The sequence below is a fragment of the Gardnerella sp. DNF00571G genome, assembly GCF_049262695.1.
Taxonomy (GTDB): domain Bacteria; phylum Actinomycetota; class Actinomycetes; order Actinomycetales; family Bifidobacteriaceae; genus Bifidobacterium; species Bifidobacterium piotii.
On record NZ_CP058396.1, the window covers coordinates 364,367 to 380,060 of the forward strand.

The following is a 15,694-nucleotide window of genomic DNA, read 5'->3' on the forward strand; positions in this document are numbered from 1 at the left end:
TTTTGAGCAAAGTTTGACTAATAAGTCAAAAAAATAATTTAGAAGCGTTCAAGTCTTTGCCTTATGGGAAACTGAAATGAGTTTTTCTGTGCATACGGAGGGTTCTGTGGGTTATCAAGTCGGCGATATGGTCGTCTATCCTCGTCATGGTGCGGCTAGAGTCGAGGAAATTAGTGAACGTACTGTTAAGGGTGTTACTAGGCAATATTTGCGCTTAGTCGTATTGTCTTCAGATGGTTTAGAGATTAACGTTCCTGTAGATAATGTTAAAAAAGTTGGCGTTCGAGACATTGTTGGCGCCAAAGAGGTTGCTAAAGTTTTTGAGATTTTGCGTACGCCAATCATTGAAAAAGAAATGAATTGGTCTAGAAGATACAAGCTTAACGTTGAGAAAATTGCTACGGGCGATGTTAATAAGATTGCGGAAGTTGTTCGCGATTTGTCGCAGCGAGACGTTGATGAACACGGACTTTCTGCTGGAGAAAAGCGCATGCTTGCGCGCGCTCGCAGTATTCTTATATCGGAAATCGCATTATCGGAAAAGATTGACGAGACTCAAGCAGAACGTTTGCTTAATGTGAATCTTGGATATGCTAATCCTTTGCCTGGAGACGAGGAACACCATACTCATGCTCCAGAAGAAGCAGCTGCAGATACTCTTAGATTGCTTGCGGAAAAGTCTAAAAAAGCTAAGAAGAAGTAAGTTTATTTTTATTAGCTTAAATTTTATTAGCTTAAATTTGCTACGTAGGAGCGCATTGTGTGCAAACCGCCGAAAGTGATTTCGATTGTAGGACCAACAGCATCTGGCAAAACGAGTCTTGGTATTGCTATTGCAAAGAAATTTGCTGAACGCGGTGTAAAAGCGGAAATTATTAACGCAGACGCATATCAAATGTACCGTTATATGGATATTGGTACAGCAAAAGCCACTAAAGAAGAGCAAAGCGCGGTTAAGCATCATTTAATAGACATTATTGATCCTCAAGAATCTATGAGCGTTGCAAAGTTTCAAACGCTTGCGCGCCAATGCATACGCGATTTGCAAGAAAAAGGTATTCGCCCGATTCTTGTTGGAGGATCTGGTCTATATGCTCGGGCTGCTGTAGATGATATAACTTTTCCTGGCACGAATCCTGCTGTTCGCAAAGCTTTGGAAGAGCGCGAAAAATCGCAAGGAGCAATGGCGCTTTTTGAAGAATTGCAAAAGCTAGACCCCGTTGCAGCTAAAAATATGGATCCAAGAAATTCGCGCCGAACAATTCGCGCGCTAGAAGTTATTGAGCTAACAGGTAAGCCGTATTCTGCAACTTTGCCAAAATACAAGTATTTGATTGATTGCGTGCAAATCGGATTGGACTTAAGTAGAGAAGATTTAGATGCACGAGTGGATCTTCGCACAAAAATGATGCGCGAGCAGGGTTTTGTAAACGAAGTTAAAGAGATTCGCTCAAAGCTTGGTGTTACTGCTATAAGGGCTTTGGGATACAAGCAAATAATGGACTATTTAGACGGTTTGTGTAGTGAAGACGAAGCATTTGACGATATTGCGCAAAAAACTAGGCGACTTGCGCGCAAGCAAATGGGCTGGTTTGGAAGAGACTCTCGTATTCATTGGATTAATGCTTTGAAGTCAAACGTTGTTGACGATGCTATGGAAATAATCGACGCGGCGGATAATGGTAATTTTAAAGATGATTTGATTGCTGAATCAACTTCTCATCATCTTGGCGCGTTAATTGTCGAATAGTAATAATAGAATAAGTTTTTAGATAATTAATCTTTAGATGTTTATGCGTGAACCCTAGCTTAGGCTGGGGTTCATTGCGTATAAGGCATATTGGGAATGATATTGAGAAACGATATCGAGATACTTATTTGTATGAACATAGGAGATTTGTGTGAATAATCATCATTTGTCAAACTCTTCCAGTGAAATCTTAGAGAAGAATGATTTAAGTACTTCTGGAACTAATGCCGCTTCTTTGCAAGATGCTATTAGCGCAAGTCACGCGCATCAGCATAAGCTTTCGCTATCACTAGCGTTAACGTCAATTGTGTTTTTGGCAGAAGTAATCGGATCTATTTTAACTAATTCGATTTCTTTGCTGATTGATGCTGGTCATATGCTAACGGATATTTCCGTTTTAGCTGCATCTACGGTTACTGCGATTTTAATGCGCAAAAAGCCTAATGCAAAGCGCACTTGGGGGTGGGCAAGGCTAGAAGTGATTACTGCTGCAGCTGGCGCTCTTGTGCTTCTTTTTGTAGGCGTTTATGCGATTGTGGAGTCGGGGATGCGTCTTTTTGGCGCAAGTCATAATGAAATCCACAGTGTAAATCAGCTGCTTTTCTTTGGTATTCTAGGTCTTCTTGCAAATATTGCTTCGCTTATAATTCTTGTTTCTCAATCTAAAGACAATATGAATATGCGAGCAGCGTTTTTGGAAGTTATGAACGATGCTTTAGGCTCTGTAGCAGTAGTTGTTTCTGCATTGGTTATGATAGCTACAAATTGGAGCGGTTTCGACGCTGTAGCTGGTGGAATTATAGCAATTTTGATGATTCCTAGAGCGTTGCACTTGCTTAAAAATGCTGTAAAAGTTTTGCTTGAGCAAACTCCAGAAGGATTGGATATAGAAAAAGTTCGAGACCATCTTGAGCACGTTCCTCACGTTCTTGCTGTTCACGATTTGCATGCAAGTACTGTTTCTACAGGAATGCCTATTTTTATGGCGCATGTTGTTGTTGAGCGCGATTTGACGATGGGGCAGTGTGCAGATATTTTAAGCCAGCTTCAAGATTGTTTGCGTGAGCATTTTCCAGTTTCTGTTTCGCATACAACGTTCCAGTTGGAGCCGGAGGGATATACTACTCAAAGTTCGTCGGAGCATCACGAGTAGTTTTGTTGAGTAGTTTTTGAGTAGTTTTTGAGTAGTTTTTGAGTAGTTTTGTATTGCAACAGTTACGCGTGTTGTAAATACATGTAAATGTAAATACATGTAAAGTAGAGTGATATTATGCCGTTAAAAGAGTTAATAGACAACGCGCATAGCGATCGCGTTAAGCGCATTTGTGCAATAAGGCGCGCAAAATCGCGAGGGGATGGGCGCTTTTTAGTTGAAGGCCCGCAAAGCGTTAGGGAAGCTGTAAGGTACGCGCGTAAATCGATTTTAGACATTTATGTTTTGCAAGATGCTGTTAATAGTGGCAGTAATCGTAGTTATAGTGGCGCCACCAGTGGCGGACCTATAGAAGTAATCGCTAAAATCGTTGACGAATCATTAAAAAATAATTGCTATGTTCATCCTGCAACAGCAGAAGTTATGCGAAAAATCAGCACGGATTGCCAGGGGATTGTTGCACTTTGCGATTCTAAGGTTTTAGACGAAGAATTTAGTAAAGAATTTAATAAGATTAGTGAGGCTAATAAATCTGGGCTAGAGAGCAGCGATGATGCTAAATCTTGCAACAATAAAGACATATTAATTGCATCATGTTGGCAAGTAAGAGACCCAGGCAACGCTGGCGCGATTATTCGCGTTGCAGACGTAGCTGGATGCAATGCTGTTGTTTTTGTTGACGATTGCGTAAGCCGATTTAACTCAAAGCTTGTTCGCTCTAGTGCAGGATCGTTATTCCACTTGCCAGTAGTAAAAATGAGCGAAAACGAATGGTTTGATTGGGCAAAAAATGCAAAGATTAAAGTGATTGCTGCTGATATTTATGGAACGGAAAATAAAAAGCCAAAGTCGTTTGCGCGTGTTTTAGATTCGTTTAGAAATGAGTCTAATATCGCCGATAATATCACGTCTAATACCGCAATATTATTTGGAAACGAAGCCAGAGGATTGCCGCAAGAAGTCTTAAATAAAGTAGACGAAATATCGGTAATACCAATCTACGGAAAAGCAGAATCAATGAACTTAGCAACCAGTGCAGCGGTAATGCTAATGGGCTTGGCTATGTCTAGTCATGAGCGAAAAATGGGGATTTGAGACGTTTTTTGAATGCTTCACAAAAGTACGCATACACGGATAGGAAGGGTGCTGTGGCAAAGAGTCAGCCATTTGACGCAAAGTCAATTACAAAGGTAGTAAAAGAGGGCATTGCTTGTGTTCAAGCCGCTAAAACAATGGAAGATCTAAAAGCGGCAAAAACTAAGTATGCTGGCGCTCAGTCTGCAATGACACTTGCTAGCAAAGCTATTGGAAGTCTTCCAGTAGAAGAAAAGAAAGAAGCCGGCAAAGTAATGTCTGCTTTGCGTGCTGATTTTGGTAGGGAATTTGCGGCGGCTCAAGAGCGTATTAAAGCTCAAGAAGAAGCAAATATGCTTCAAAAAGAAACAGTCGATATGACTTTGCCAATAAATCGTAAGCCGCTTGGCGCTCGCCATCCGATTGCGCGTATTATTGAAGATTTTGAAGACTTTTTTGTGTCTATGGGTTGGCAGATTTCTGCAGGTCCAGAAGTTGAAACAGAGTGGTTCGACTTTGATGCATTGAACTTTGGCCCAGATCATCCTGCTCGCCAAATGCAAGATACTTTCTACGTGCAGGGAAATCAGGCAAAGGATGCTGCAGGATTTGTTGGATCTAACATGGTTTTGCGTACGCAAACTTCCTCCGACCAGGTTCGCGCGTTAATTGAGCGAGGCGTTCCTCTGTACATTGCCTCTCCAGGCCGCGTGTTCCGCACGGATGAGCTTGATGCAACGCATACGCCAGTCTTCCATCAATGCGAAGCTTTGGCTGTAGATAAGCACCTAAGCATGGCAGATCTAAAGGGTGTTCTTGATCGCCTTGCTGTTGCAATGTTTGGCCCAGATGCAAAAAGCCGTTTGCGCCCAAGCTACTTCCCGTTCACGGAGCCTAGCGCGGAGTTGGATCTTTGGTTCCCAGATAAAAAGGGTGGCCCAGGTTGGATTGAATGGGGCGGATGCGGAATGGTTAACCCGAACGTTCTTAAGTCTGCAGGCTTAGACCCAGATGTTTATACGGGATTTGCTTTCGGTGTTGGTTTGGAGCGCACTTTGCTGCTTCGTCACGATATTAACGATATGCACGATTTGGTTGAAGGCGATAAGCGCTTCGCAGAACAGTTTGTGATGGGAGAGTAACTCATGCCAATGGTAGATATTGACTGGCTTAAAGATCATGTTGAAGTGCCAGAAGGTTTGACTTATGATCAGCTTGCTAAAGATTTGGTGCGAGTTGGCTTAGAAGAAGAAGAGATTCACGATTCTCAAGTTACAGGTCCTATTGTTGTAGGTTACGTTGTTGATGCTACTCCAGAGCCACAAAAGAATGGCAAGGTTATTAATTGGTGCCATGTTGATGTTGGAGATAAATACAACGAGGTAGACGAAAATGGCAATAAGGTTCCTCGTGGAATTATTTGCGGTGCTCCAAATATGGCTGCTGGAGAAAAGGTTGTTGTAACTCTTCCTGGCGCTGTTTTGCCTGGCGATTTTAAGATTGAGCCTCGCAAAACTTACGGCCACATTTCTAATGGAATGTGTGCATCCGAGCGCGAGCTTGGGTTGGGAGATAGCCACGATGGCATTATTTTGCTTCGTGAATACGGATTCTCCAAAGCAGAATACGAGGCATTAAAGCCTGGAGATGACGCAATGTCGCTTCTTCACTTAAACAAGCCTTTGCTAGAGATTAACATCACTCCTGATCGCGGATACGCGTTCTCTTACAGGGGTGTTGCGCGCGAATATCACCATTCAACTGGTGCTGCATACACGGATCCAGTAGTGGAACTTAATAATAAGGCAAGTCAAGTTTCTGTTGAAAACGCGTCTACAGATATTGAAGTTAGCATTGAAGATACAAATCCTATTCATGGCGTTGTTGGATGTGATCGATACTACGCGCGTGTAGTTAGAAACTTTAATCCACAATCCGCAAGCCCTAATTGGATGCGTAGGCGTTTGACTCGCGCTGGAATGCGTGGAATATCTCTTGCAGTAGACGTTACAAATTACGTAATGCTTGACTTAGGTCAGCCTCTTCACGCTTATGATTTAGATAAGATTGAAGGTCCTATTGTTATTCGCCGTGCTAAAGCTGGGGAGCATTTAACAACTTTAGATGGCAAAGATAGAGAGCTTAACGTTGAGGACTTGCTTATTTGCGATTCTCCAAAGGGAAATCACGGTTCGCGTGTTCTTGGACTTGCTGGCGTAATGGGCGGAATGTATGGAGAAGTGACAAGCGAAACAAAGAATATTCTTGTTGAAGCTGCACACTTTGATCCCGTTTCTATTGCGCGTACAGCTCGTAGGCATAAGCTTCCAACCGAGGCTTCTCGCCGCTTTGAGCGCGGAGTAGATACTCAGCTTCAGCCTGCAGCTGCGCAAATGGCTGTTACAATGCTTAGCGAGTTTGGTTCTGGAGAGCCTTCTAATACGCCTACAGACGTAAACAATACTGTTGATAGAAACGTTATTGTTTTCAAAGCTAGCGAGGTAGAGCGCGTTTCTGGATTAAGCATTGATTTGAACCGCATTAGCGATATTCTTACGGATATTGGATGCTCGGTTGCTGGCGGCGGAAATGGTTCGTTCTCTGTTTTGCCTCCAACTTGGCGCCCAGACTTGAATGATCCATGCGATTTGGTTGAAGAAATTGCGCGCCTTGTTGGCTACGATGAGATTCCTGTTAAGGTTCCAGCTGTTCCTGTTACTGGCAAAACTGGTTTAACGCAGGAACAAGCAACTCGTAGAGCTATTGCTTACGAGCTTGCAGAAATGGGCTTAGTTGAATCTTTGAGCTACCCGTTTGTTGGTAAGGAAGATTTTGATGCTTTCTGTGAAGACGTTGATTCTGTTGCTAAAGTTAGCGTAAAAATCGCAAATCCTTTGGCAGGAGACCGTCCTTGGCTTCGCAGGAATGTTCTTACCGCTTTAGCTGGAACGGTTCGCAGAAATATTCGCCGCGGCTTGAGTAATGTTTCGCTTTATGAGCTTGGCCACGTGTATTTTGCAGATCCTAATGCTCCTGCAATTCCTGCTTTGCCTGGCTCGGTTCGCCCTACGGATGCTCAGCTTGCAGCTTTGGATGCAGGTTTGCCTAAGCAGCCTTTGCATGTTGCAGCGCTTTTTACTGGCAAAGCAGAAGAAACTGGCTGGCTTGGTACGCATCGAGACGTTGATTACAGCGATGCTCTAGAAGCTGTTCAGCGTTTAGGAAAGCGCATTGGCGTTGATTTTAAGATTCTTCAGCTTAGTGCAAACGATGCTCCTGCTTCTTGGCATCCAGGCCGTACTGCCAAAGTGTTTGTTGCTGTTGATGGCGGTGACGATGTTGAAATTGGCATTGTTGGTGAGCTTCACCCTAGCGTGAATGAGAATTTGGATTTGCCAAAGCATTCTGCAGCATTCGAGCTTGATTTGAGCGCATTGTTTAATGCTATGCAAGTTAAGCCTGTTCAAGCAAAGCCTGTTTCTACATTCCCACCTGTTAAGCAGGACTTTGCGTTTGTTGCTCCTTCTTCTTTGAGTGCTAGCGACTTAGAGAAAGCTATTGTTAAAGCTTCTGGCGATTTGCTTGAGTCTATAGAGTTGTTCGATGTTTATGAAGGTGAGCAGCTTTCAGATGGTTTGCGCTCTCTTGCTTATTCTGTGACTTTTAGAGCTGCAGATCGTACGCTTTCTGGAGAAGAAATGGAAGCGGTTCGAGAAGCAATTACAAAAGCTGCTAAAGATTTGCATGCAACTTTGCGCGTGTAAAATCGTGAATTAGCTTTTGATTAATGCGGCTGAATAACTATCTTTAGTTGTTTGGCCGCATTTTTTTTTATTGTGATTTTATTGTGATTTTTATCCAGTATATTCGTTATATCCAATATGCAAATATTAATAAAGATCAATAAATATTAGTAAATATTGGCCAATCTTGGTAAATATACGGAAAGTTATGCATATATACATGTATATTAGATTGGAATAGTTTTTTTAGAAAGGTTTGTCAGCTATGGTTCATGCAAAGAAGAATTTTGGGAATTTTGATGATAATGACTCTGCTGGCAAGCAACGTCCTGCAACTAAGGCTGCGCGATTAAACGCGATTGAGCAGGCGCTTTTAAGCGAGGTTATTACTTCTCAATCGCAGCTTGCTTCTGTTTTGGCTCGTAATGGTTTTGATGTTACTCAAGCAACTCTGAGTCGCGATTTAGACGAGATAAATGCTGTTAAAATTCGTCTTACAGATGGCAGAATTGCGTACGTCTTGGGAGATGGCACTGGCAACCGTCACGCAATGGATACGGTTAGGATTGATCAGCAAGTTGCAAGAACTCTTTCTGGTCTTATTACAGAAGTTGGATTTGCTAATAATATTGTTGTGATTCACACTCCTTCGGGTGCTGCTCAATATGTTGCTAGTGTTATTGATAGACAGCCGTTAAAGGGGATTTTAGGTTCGGTTGCTGGCGATGATACCGTGCTTATGGTTTGTGTTTCTAACGAAGAAGCAGAAAATCGTGCAAATTGGATGCTTTCTGTTGCGTCACGGTAGTTGAAAATCTGTAGAAAAGCTGCGCGCAAAGATACAATTATTGATATAAATATACAATTATTCGTTATTTTGTAATGTGCATTTGTAATGTGCATTTGTAATATGCATTTGTAATATGCATATTCGATTAGAGTGGATTTTATGATTACTATTGCAACTTCAAACTTGAATGGTATTCGCGCTGCAGAGCGCAAGGGGATGCTTGATTGGGTGCAAAACCACACTCCAGATGTGTGGTGTATGCAAGAGGTTCGCGCTCCGCAAGATGCGATTGACCCGATTATGAGCAAAATCAAGGATTTGTATGCGTCTAAAAGTGGTGAATCTGTGCAAGATGAATCTGTGCAAAATGAATCTGTGCAAAATGACAAGCAATTTTGCGTTACAAATCAGATTTGCGATATAAAAGGCCGTGCTGGAGTAGCGCTTGTAACATCTTTGCCAGTTGTAGAGCAGCGTTACGGTTTGCCTGGTTTAAGCGAAGACGTGGATTCTGGCCGCTGGATAGAAACCGACGTTCATACGCCTGAAGGGTATGATATTACTGTTGCATCTGTGTATGTTCACGCTGGAAATGTTGACGATCCGCAGAAAATGCATCAAAAATTCCGCTTTTTAGACACTATGCTTACGCGATTAGGGGAGCTTAGAGATATTGCTGCAAGTGGCGGAAATCAGGCGATTTTGTGTGGTGATTTTAATATTGCTCACACTCCTCTAGACATTAAAAACGCTAAAGCGAATGAGAAAAGTGCTGGATTTTTGCCAGAGGAGCGCGCGTACATCGACCGCTGGATTAACGAGTATGAATTTGTAGACGTTATGCGAATGCTTGCTGGCAATATTCAAGGGCCATACACATGGTGGAGTCAGCGCGGCAAGGCTTTTGATAACAATGTTGGATGGCGTTTAGACTATCAATTTGCTACTCCAGAGCTTGCTGAAACTGCTTGCGGATTCGTGATTGATCGCGCACCAAGCTACGATTCGCGCTGGTCGGATCATGCTGCGCTAAGCATAAGATACAATGTGTGATTTTGCTTTGCTTGTGGTAATCTTGTGAAGTTGAGTAAAAGTGGCATTGGCCGTTAGAAAAGAGGAATTATGGGATGGTTTAAGTCGAAGCGCAAGGCTAAAGCTGATAGTAAAAATGCTGGAAATCTTGCGGATTTGCAATCCCAAAATTCGGCCTTAAACGAGCTTATTGAAGGCGGATACAGCGCAGACACGTATTTGGGTCGAGGAAATCTTAGAGGGCCTTGGAATATTTCAGACGAAAAAGTTCCTGATTTAAGTACATATATTGACTTCGGAGCTATTCGCATTCCGTATTTGCAAGGAATAGAGTTGCGCGTAAAAAAGCAGCGCGAGTCTAACCAAGTTCTTGGCATAACAGTTACGTATAGGTCTTCTAGTGTAGAAGTTGAGGCGTTTGCAGCTCCTAAAACAGAAGGAATCTGGAGCGAAGTTCGCGCGGATTTGCTTAAGGGAAATTCTGATGCCAGGGAAGTGAATGGCGTTTTTGGCAAAGAGATTATATTACCAGTTAAAGTTGAAGATAAGACTGTAGATACGCGAATTGTTGGAGTTGACGGTCCGCGTTGGATGCTTCGCGGAGTCTTTTCTGGTGTAGCTGCTGGCGATTCAAAAAAGGCGAGTGATGAAGCAGTTTTGCTTAACAAGTGGTTTAGCGACATTGTTGTAGACCGAGGCAGTGAGCCATTGGCTCCTCGAGATATGATTCCAATGCATGATGTTTCGGTTCCTAGAGATTCTGACAATGGTGGTTCTGGCGATTCTGCTGGTGATTCTGGTGAAATTCCAGGCCGTCCAAAGGGGCCACTTGGCGCAGATCAGCAGGTAGAAGTCAAAACTACGCTAACTCGCGGTCCAATGTTCTCTGAAGTTCGTTAGTAAAGCTTTATAGTAAAAGTCGAATAGCAAAAGTCGAATAGCAAAAGTCGTTAGCAAAAGTCATGTAGCAAAGGATATTGTATTGGAAAAAAATGCGAGCAGCAAAAAACGCTCAGGATTAGCCTCTTTAGCTTCCATTGGATCCGATGGAAAAGCGTTTTCTGTGATTGACTCACTTGGCGGAGTTCGAGGCGTAATCGAATCCATGCTTCCAGGCTTACTGTTTGTTATTTGCTTTGTTGTAACGCGAAACGTGCAAACAACAGTTATTGCGTCTGCAGCTCTTGCAGTTTTGCAAGTGGTGGCGCGACTTATTCAACGCCAATCGATTATGGGCGCGCTAAGTGGGCTTGTTTCCGTAGGGATTTGCCTTGTTTGGGTGTGGACTAGTCATCAAGCTCGCGACTACTACATGATGGGTTTTATTACAAACGCTGTTTATGGTGCACTTCTTGCGATTTCGCTGATTGCGCGCGTGCCAGCTCTCGGGCTTGTGATTGAGTCGATTCGCAAAATGCCTACGGAAAATTTTGGCGCGTGGCTGCACGAATGGCTTGATTACAGGCCACTTAAGCGTGCATATATGTATGTTACTGGATTGTGGATTGGTGTTTTTGCGCTGAGGCTTGTTTTGCAAGTGCCATTATATTTGACGAATCACGTTGTGTGGCTTGGCACTGTTCGATTGCTTATGGGATTGCCGTTCTGGGCGCTGGCAATTTGGGTTTCTTACTTGATTATTGCAACGCCATTTATGCGTCTTCATCATAAAAATCGAGAAGAAAATTATAGTGAAGAAAAGCAGATTGACGAAAAACAGATTAGCGAAAAGCAAAGTGAAGAGAAGCAGAACTAAGGGGTAGTACATGCAAGTAACGATGCGAATCGAGAGATATGCGGATCAAGGTAGATGCGTAGGTCATCTCGAAGGACGCGTTGTATTCGTGCGATTTGCGCTCCCTGGTGAGCTGGTTGTTGTGCGCATGGATGAGCCGATGCGTGCAAAAGCGCACTTTTTTACTGGAGAAGTTGTAGAAGTTTTGGAGCCTAGTGCGGATCGTGTGGAGCCGCAATGGAAGCTCGCTGGTCCTTTGGCTCAGGGCGGCGGAGTTGGCGGCGCGGATTTAATTCACGTTTCTTTGCCTGGTCAGATTCGTTGGAAGGCCTCCGTAATTGCCAATCAATTCCAACGTTTAGCGCATATAGATGTTGCGGAAAGCGATGTTAGTGTTGAGCGCATTCCAGGGGACGAGGAGCTTAACGGATTTAATTGGCGTACGCGCATGGAGTTGGTTGCAGATGATGAAGGGCGATTGTCTATGCGTAAGCGCGAGTCGCATGACCGCATTGCGATTGATACTATGCCACTTGCGTCGCGCGCGGTTTTAGCAGTTGCGGATTCTTTGGACTTGTGGAATCGTTCTTTCTCGCCAAATGCGCAAATTCGCCTTGCTGTTCCAGAGCCTAGGGTTGATGGTTTGGATTTTAATGACAAGGCTGCGCTTCTTAGTGCGATTGGCGAAAATTATGCGCTTATAGTAAATGATGAGTTGGTTGCAGGTTCGGCATTGTTGCGCGAGCGCGTGCGTGTTGCGGCTGCTTGCGATTCATCGCGTATGCGCACTTTTTACTACGATGTTGATGCGCGCGGTTTTTGGCAGATTCATCGCGCAGCTCCAGAGCATTTAGTGAACTACGTTTTGGGATTAGTCCGTTCTGCGCTTGGTGGTCGCACTAAGAATACGGTTTTGTGGGATTTGTATTCTGGTTCGGGTTTGTTTACGATTCCGCTTGCGACTTTGGCTAATGTTGGCGGAGATGCTGCTGGTGCTGCAGGTTTCGCTGGCGCTGCAGAGCCAGCTCGCGTGCTTAGCATTGAGGGTGCGCCGATTGCTGTAAAGAACGCAAGGCGAAACATTGGGCGCGCAGGGCTTAGCAGGGATGTTGTTGAAGCTTTGCAAGGTGATGTTGCACAAACGCTTGAATCGCAGGTGTTTAAGGCGAGTAAGTCATCTAAGATTGTGCGCCGATTTGCGCATCCAGATGTTGTTGTGTTGGATCCTCCTCGCGCTGGTGCTAAAGCTCAAGTTTGTAAGCAGATTGCGCAGTCTGGAGCAAGAGCTGTTGTGTATGTTGCTTGCGATCCGACTAGTCTTGCTCGCGATGTTGGTACGTTTAAGGAGCTTGGCTACAGCGTTCAGTCTTTGCGCGCGTTCGACATATATCCCAACACTCATCACGTCGAGAGTGTCGTATTGATGTCAAAGGCTTAATAGGTGGGTGCAAATTTGCCCTTGTGTAGCAGGGCTTAGCGAGGGCTATCGTTAAAAGGTTTAATGCGAAGCGGCTTCAAGCTGATTCCTTGCGGTTTTTGAGCGCAGTTTGGCTGTTTGAGGGAAGATATCAACGCTCTGGGGTCGAGTGCACAGGATGGATAACGTTAAAAAGTGCACCCACTTTGCACCCACCCTGCACCCAGCTTGTGGAGTGGGAAAATAAGGTTTAGGCTAATTATCATGGAGAAGAAATCTAAGTTTCGTTAGTCTAAAAATAAGGAGAGATGGCTATGGATAAGATAGATGAGCTAAATAAAGATGTGATAGTCATCCATCCTCAGCGTGTAATTAAGGATTATGCGGTTGGGGTTTATGCTCGTGTGAGCACAAATCGTAAAGAGCAGTTGGATAGTCTTGCTGTTCAGGTGTCTGGTCTTACTCGTCTTGCTGCTTCTCACATGAGTTGGTTTGTTGCTGATATTTTTCTTGATGTTGCTTCAGCTAAGGTTGGATCTTCAAGAAACGAGTTTAATCGAATGATTGAAGAATGCGAGAAAGGTAATCTTGATATTATTCTTACTAAAAGTGTGAGTCGTTTTGGTCGTGATACGAAAGAAGGATTAGAGGCTATTAGAAAGATTCGATCATGTGGCACGAGAATTATTTTTGAGACAGATAAGATTGATACGGAAACTGTCGATGATGAACTTTTAATCAGTGTGGTTCAGGCTTGTAGTCAAGCAGAGAATGATTGGCGTAGTGAGAATATTGTTTGGGGGTTAAGGCGTAGGGCAGAAGATGGCACATCAGGTCTTTATAGCAGGGCTTGTTATGGTTATAAAAAAGATAAACATGGAATGCTTATTATTGATGAAGACCAAGCGCAAGTGGTAAGAGATATTTTTGACTGGTATTTAAAAGGATTAAGTATCGGCGGTATTATTAAAAGGTTAAAAAGTAAAGGTGTTAAGTCTCCCAAGGGGAAAGACGTTTGGAGTAAACGGGCTGTTGAGAGCACTTTGACTAGGCGTAAATATACAGGCGATGTGGCGATTGCTGTTCCGGGAAATGCGGATTGTCAGTATTTGAATACAGATCATCATGCAGGCATTATTTCTAAAGAGAAGTTTGAAGCCGTTGAGCTTGAGATGGCGGCTCGGAGTAATTTGGAAGTTGGAGAAGATGGATAAGCAGACCGAGGTTATCACTGAATATTTAGATACACTGGTGAGACGGTTGATCGAGAAGATCACCGTGTACGATGAAGCCCTCGTAGTCAAGTTCAAATCGGGCTTGGAGATAACAGTAGATGCATAAGGCAGTAAAGTACTAAGGCAGTCGGAGATGATCCGGCTGCTATTTTTATGCTTATTACCAAATAGGAATGTAAAGCTTGCCGGGATAAGTATAATAAATTTAACTGTATGTGAAATTCAATTGAACTGATGAGGTTAGCAGTATGCTTAAGAATAATATAGAGATAGATGTAAAAGTGAAGTGCTTGGAAGAACAGACCACGCAGGCAGAGATCGCAGATAAGGTAGGAACTTCTGCATCGTATGTCAGCAGACTTATAAAGACGCCGGACAAGATTGTCAATCGGACCTTTGTCCAGATGATGGAGAAGCTCGGATACGACATCGAACTGACCTATAAGAAAAGATAAGGCTGATTCGCGAAAATACATATTTCATCATAGGAATATCATGAAAGGGTGATTTAAATGGGAAATGATACAGTTGTTGTTCCTCAAGATGATGCGGAAATCATAGATTCTTCTGAATATACAGATGAGCTTACTCAATGCTTTGAGCATATACCGAAAGTTGCTCTGCCATTGTTAAATAAGGCACAGATAGCTTTTTCAAAAATCGAGAAAGCATTGTATTCTGCTCCGGCATTTATCAATGCTGTAAAAGCAGCGGTTCCAGATGAAACGTTACAGGCAGTATTGACTGACGAGCAAAAGAAACAGGTAGCAGATGGTGCCCTAAAACTGATGACTAAAAAAGACGGATCGCTTATGGCAAATCTGGTTAATCCTGAAACAAAGAAAATTGTCACAACAATTCCTCTAAAGTCAGTAAAAATGGCGCCAGAATTGATTCAAGCTGTAATGAATTTCTCTACACAGATGCAATTAGCACAAATTGCAGAACAGATACAAATTGTTCAGCTTGCCGTTGAAGAAGTGCGTATGGGTCAGGAATATGATCGACTAGCTACCGCTTATAGCTGTCAACAGAAACTTCTTCAAGCGATGGAAATTAAGAATCCTGAGCTAAAGGCTATGGCATTAATGCAACTGGCCGCTGCTGCAGAAGATAGCAGGAACCTTTTGATGCTGAGTCAAAAAACAAATGTAGAGTTTATTATGAGCCAGAAGGAAAACTTTATTCAGAAAGTTTTATCAGGTACGTCGACAGATAAGATCAACAGCAGAATGAGTGAAATTCGAGAAAGTCTCTGTGCTGTCAATATGGTGTCATTTGCTGAAGCGATGGCGTATCAAGAGCTGGGAGAGCAGGAAGCAGCAAGAAAGAGTCTTACTTATTACGCTAGATTTATAGAAGATACATATACTTCCGTTCCAGGTCTTGTAGAACGGTTGGATATGATCGATCCGTCTCCGGAAAATTACTGGACAAAGACACTTCCAGATATTAGTCAAAAAGTAAAAGAGCTTCCGAGTCCATCAGATAACGAACTATTAGAAAACAAAACTCCGGCGAAGGAAACGATATGAGAGAAGAAAAAGTTAGAGTTTGTGCAAATAAAAATTGTCAAAAGGTACTGCCGCCCGGGTATAGGCACAGATATTGTGAAGCATGCCGTAATAAGCAGGCTGAGAAAGTAAAAGGTGCTCTTAAAGGGCTAGGAGCTGCTGCTGGAACCGTAGCAGCAGTTGCAGTTGCATTGGTTACTAGTGGCAAGATTGGCCCTAAAAATAAAAATGACTAAGAGGAGAAAATTGTA

At 43.2% G+C, this 15,694-nt stretch carries 15 protein-coding genes; all 15 read left to right on the forward strand.

The features are described from left to right. The first annotated feature begins 106 nt into the window (after positions 1 to 106). On the forward strand, positions 107 to 703 hold the full coding sequence (locus tag HXT30_RS01565) for a CarD family transcriptional regulator (RefSeq protein ID WP_128813736.1): 597 nt from the start codon (positions 107 to 109) through the stop codon (positions 701 to 703). A 57-nt stretch (positions 704 to 760) separates the two neighbouring features. Further along, positions 761 to 1,750 (forward strand): tRNA (adenosine(37)-N6)-dimethylallyltransferase MiaA, encoded by a 990-nt coding sequence (gene miaA, locus HXT30_RS01570; RefSeq protein WP_422111674.1) that lies wholly within the window; start codon positions 761 to 763, stop codon positions 1,748 to 1,750. A 151-nt stretch (positions 1,751 to 1,901) separates the two neighbouring features. Then, a complete protein-coding gene (locus HXT30_RS01575) occupies positions 1,902 to 2,903 on the forward strand; it encodes a cation diffusion facilitator family transporter (protein WP_422111675.1) in 1,002 nt (333 codons plus the stop codon). A 117-nt stretch (positions 2,904 to 3,020) separates the two neighbouring features. Continuing rightward, entirely contained in the window at positions 3,021 to 3,998 is a 978-nt protein-coding gene (locus HXT30_RS01580) for a TrmH family RNA methyltransferase (protein ID WP_422111676.1), read from the forward strand. Positions 3,999 to 4,051: 53 nt separating this feature from the next. Then, positions 4,052 to 5,119 (forward strand): phenylalanine--tRNA ligase subunit alpha, encoded by a 1,068-nt coding sequence (gene pheS / locus HXT30_RS01585; RefSeq protein WP_032815474.1) that lies wholly within the window; start codon positions 4,052 to 4,054, stop codon positions 5,117 to 5,119. A 3-nt stretch (positions 5,120 to 5,122) separates the two neighbouring features. Then, positions 5,123 to 7,741: a phenylalanine--tRNA ligase subunit beta gene (gene pheT, locus HXT30_RS01590; RefSeq protein ID WP_422111677.1), complete on the forward strand. Its 2,619-nt coding sequence runs from the start codon at positions 5,123 to 5,125 to the stop codon at positions 7,739 to 7,741. Between the two features lie 244 nt (positions 7,742 to 7,985). Then, positions 7,986 to 8,528 (forward strand): arginine repressor, encoded by a 543-nt coding sequence (locus tag HXT30_RS01595; RefSeq protein WP_016636269.1) that lies wholly within the window; start codon positions 7,986 to 7,988, stop codon positions 8,526 to 8,528. A gap of 141 nt (positions 8,529 to 8,669) precedes the next feature. Beyond that, positions 8,670 to 9,563 (forward strand): exodeoxyribonuclease III, encoded by an 894-nt coding sequence (locus HXT30_RS01600; protein ID WP_422111678.1) that lies wholly within the window; start codon positions 8,670 to 8,672, stop codon positions 9,561 to 9,563. Between the two features lie 69 nt (positions 9,564 to 9,632). Next, the gene (locus tag HXT30_RS01605) at positions 9,633 to 10,442 is read left to right on the forward strand and encodes a DUF3710 domain-containing protein (RefSeq protein WP_116285675.1); all 810 of its coding nucleotides are present in this window, start codon (positions 9,633 to 9,635) and stop codon (positions 10,440 to 10,442) included. An 82-nt stretch (positions 10,443 to 10,524) separates the two neighbouring features. Beyond that, positions 10,525 to 11,298 (forward strand): DUF3159 domain-containing protein, encoded by a 774-nt coding sequence (locus HXT30_RS01610; RefSeq protein ID WP_422111679.1) that lies wholly within the window; start codon positions 10,525 to 10,527, stop codon positions 11,296 to 11,298. A 10-nt stretch (positions 11,299 to 11,308) separates the two neighbouring features. Further along, complete coding sequence (locus HXT30_RS01615; RefSeq protein ID WP_422111680.1) at positions 11,309 to 12,715, forward strand: class I SAM-dependent RNA methyltransferase; 1,407 nt, start codon at positions 11,309 to 11,311, stop codon at positions 12,713 to 12,715. A 293-nt stretch (positions 12,716 to 13,008) separates the two neighbouring features. Further along, complete coding sequence (locus HXT30_RS01620; RefSeq protein WP_422111681.1) at positions 13,009 to 13,908, forward strand: recombinase family protein; 900 nt, start codon at positions 13,009 to 13,011, stop codon at positions 13,906 to 13,908. A 269-nt stretch (positions 13,909 to 14,177) separates the two neighbouring features. Further along, the gene (locus HXT30_RS01625; RefSeq protein ID WP_422111682.1) at positions 14,178 to 14,384 is read left to right on the forward strand and encodes a helix-turn-helix domain-containing protein; all 207 of its coding nucleotides are present in this window, start codon (positions 14,178 to 14,180) and stop codon (positions 14,382 to 14,384) included. Positions 14,385 to 14,441: 57 nt separating this feature from the next. Further along, positions 14,442 to 15,464: a hypothetical protein gene (locus tag HXT30_RS01630; RefSeq protein WP_422111683.1), complete on the forward strand. Its 1,023-nt coding sequence runs from the start codon at positions 14,442 to 14,444 to the stop codon at positions 15,462 to 15,464. Beyond that, entirely contained in the window at positions 15,461 to 15,679 is a 219-nt protein-coding gene (locus HXT30_RS01635; RefSeq protein WP_422111684.1) for a hypothetical protein, read from the forward strand. Before HXT30_RS01630 ends, HXT30_RS01635 begins: the two co-directional genes overlap by 4 nt. Positions 15,680 to 15,694: the final 15 nt, after the last annotated feature.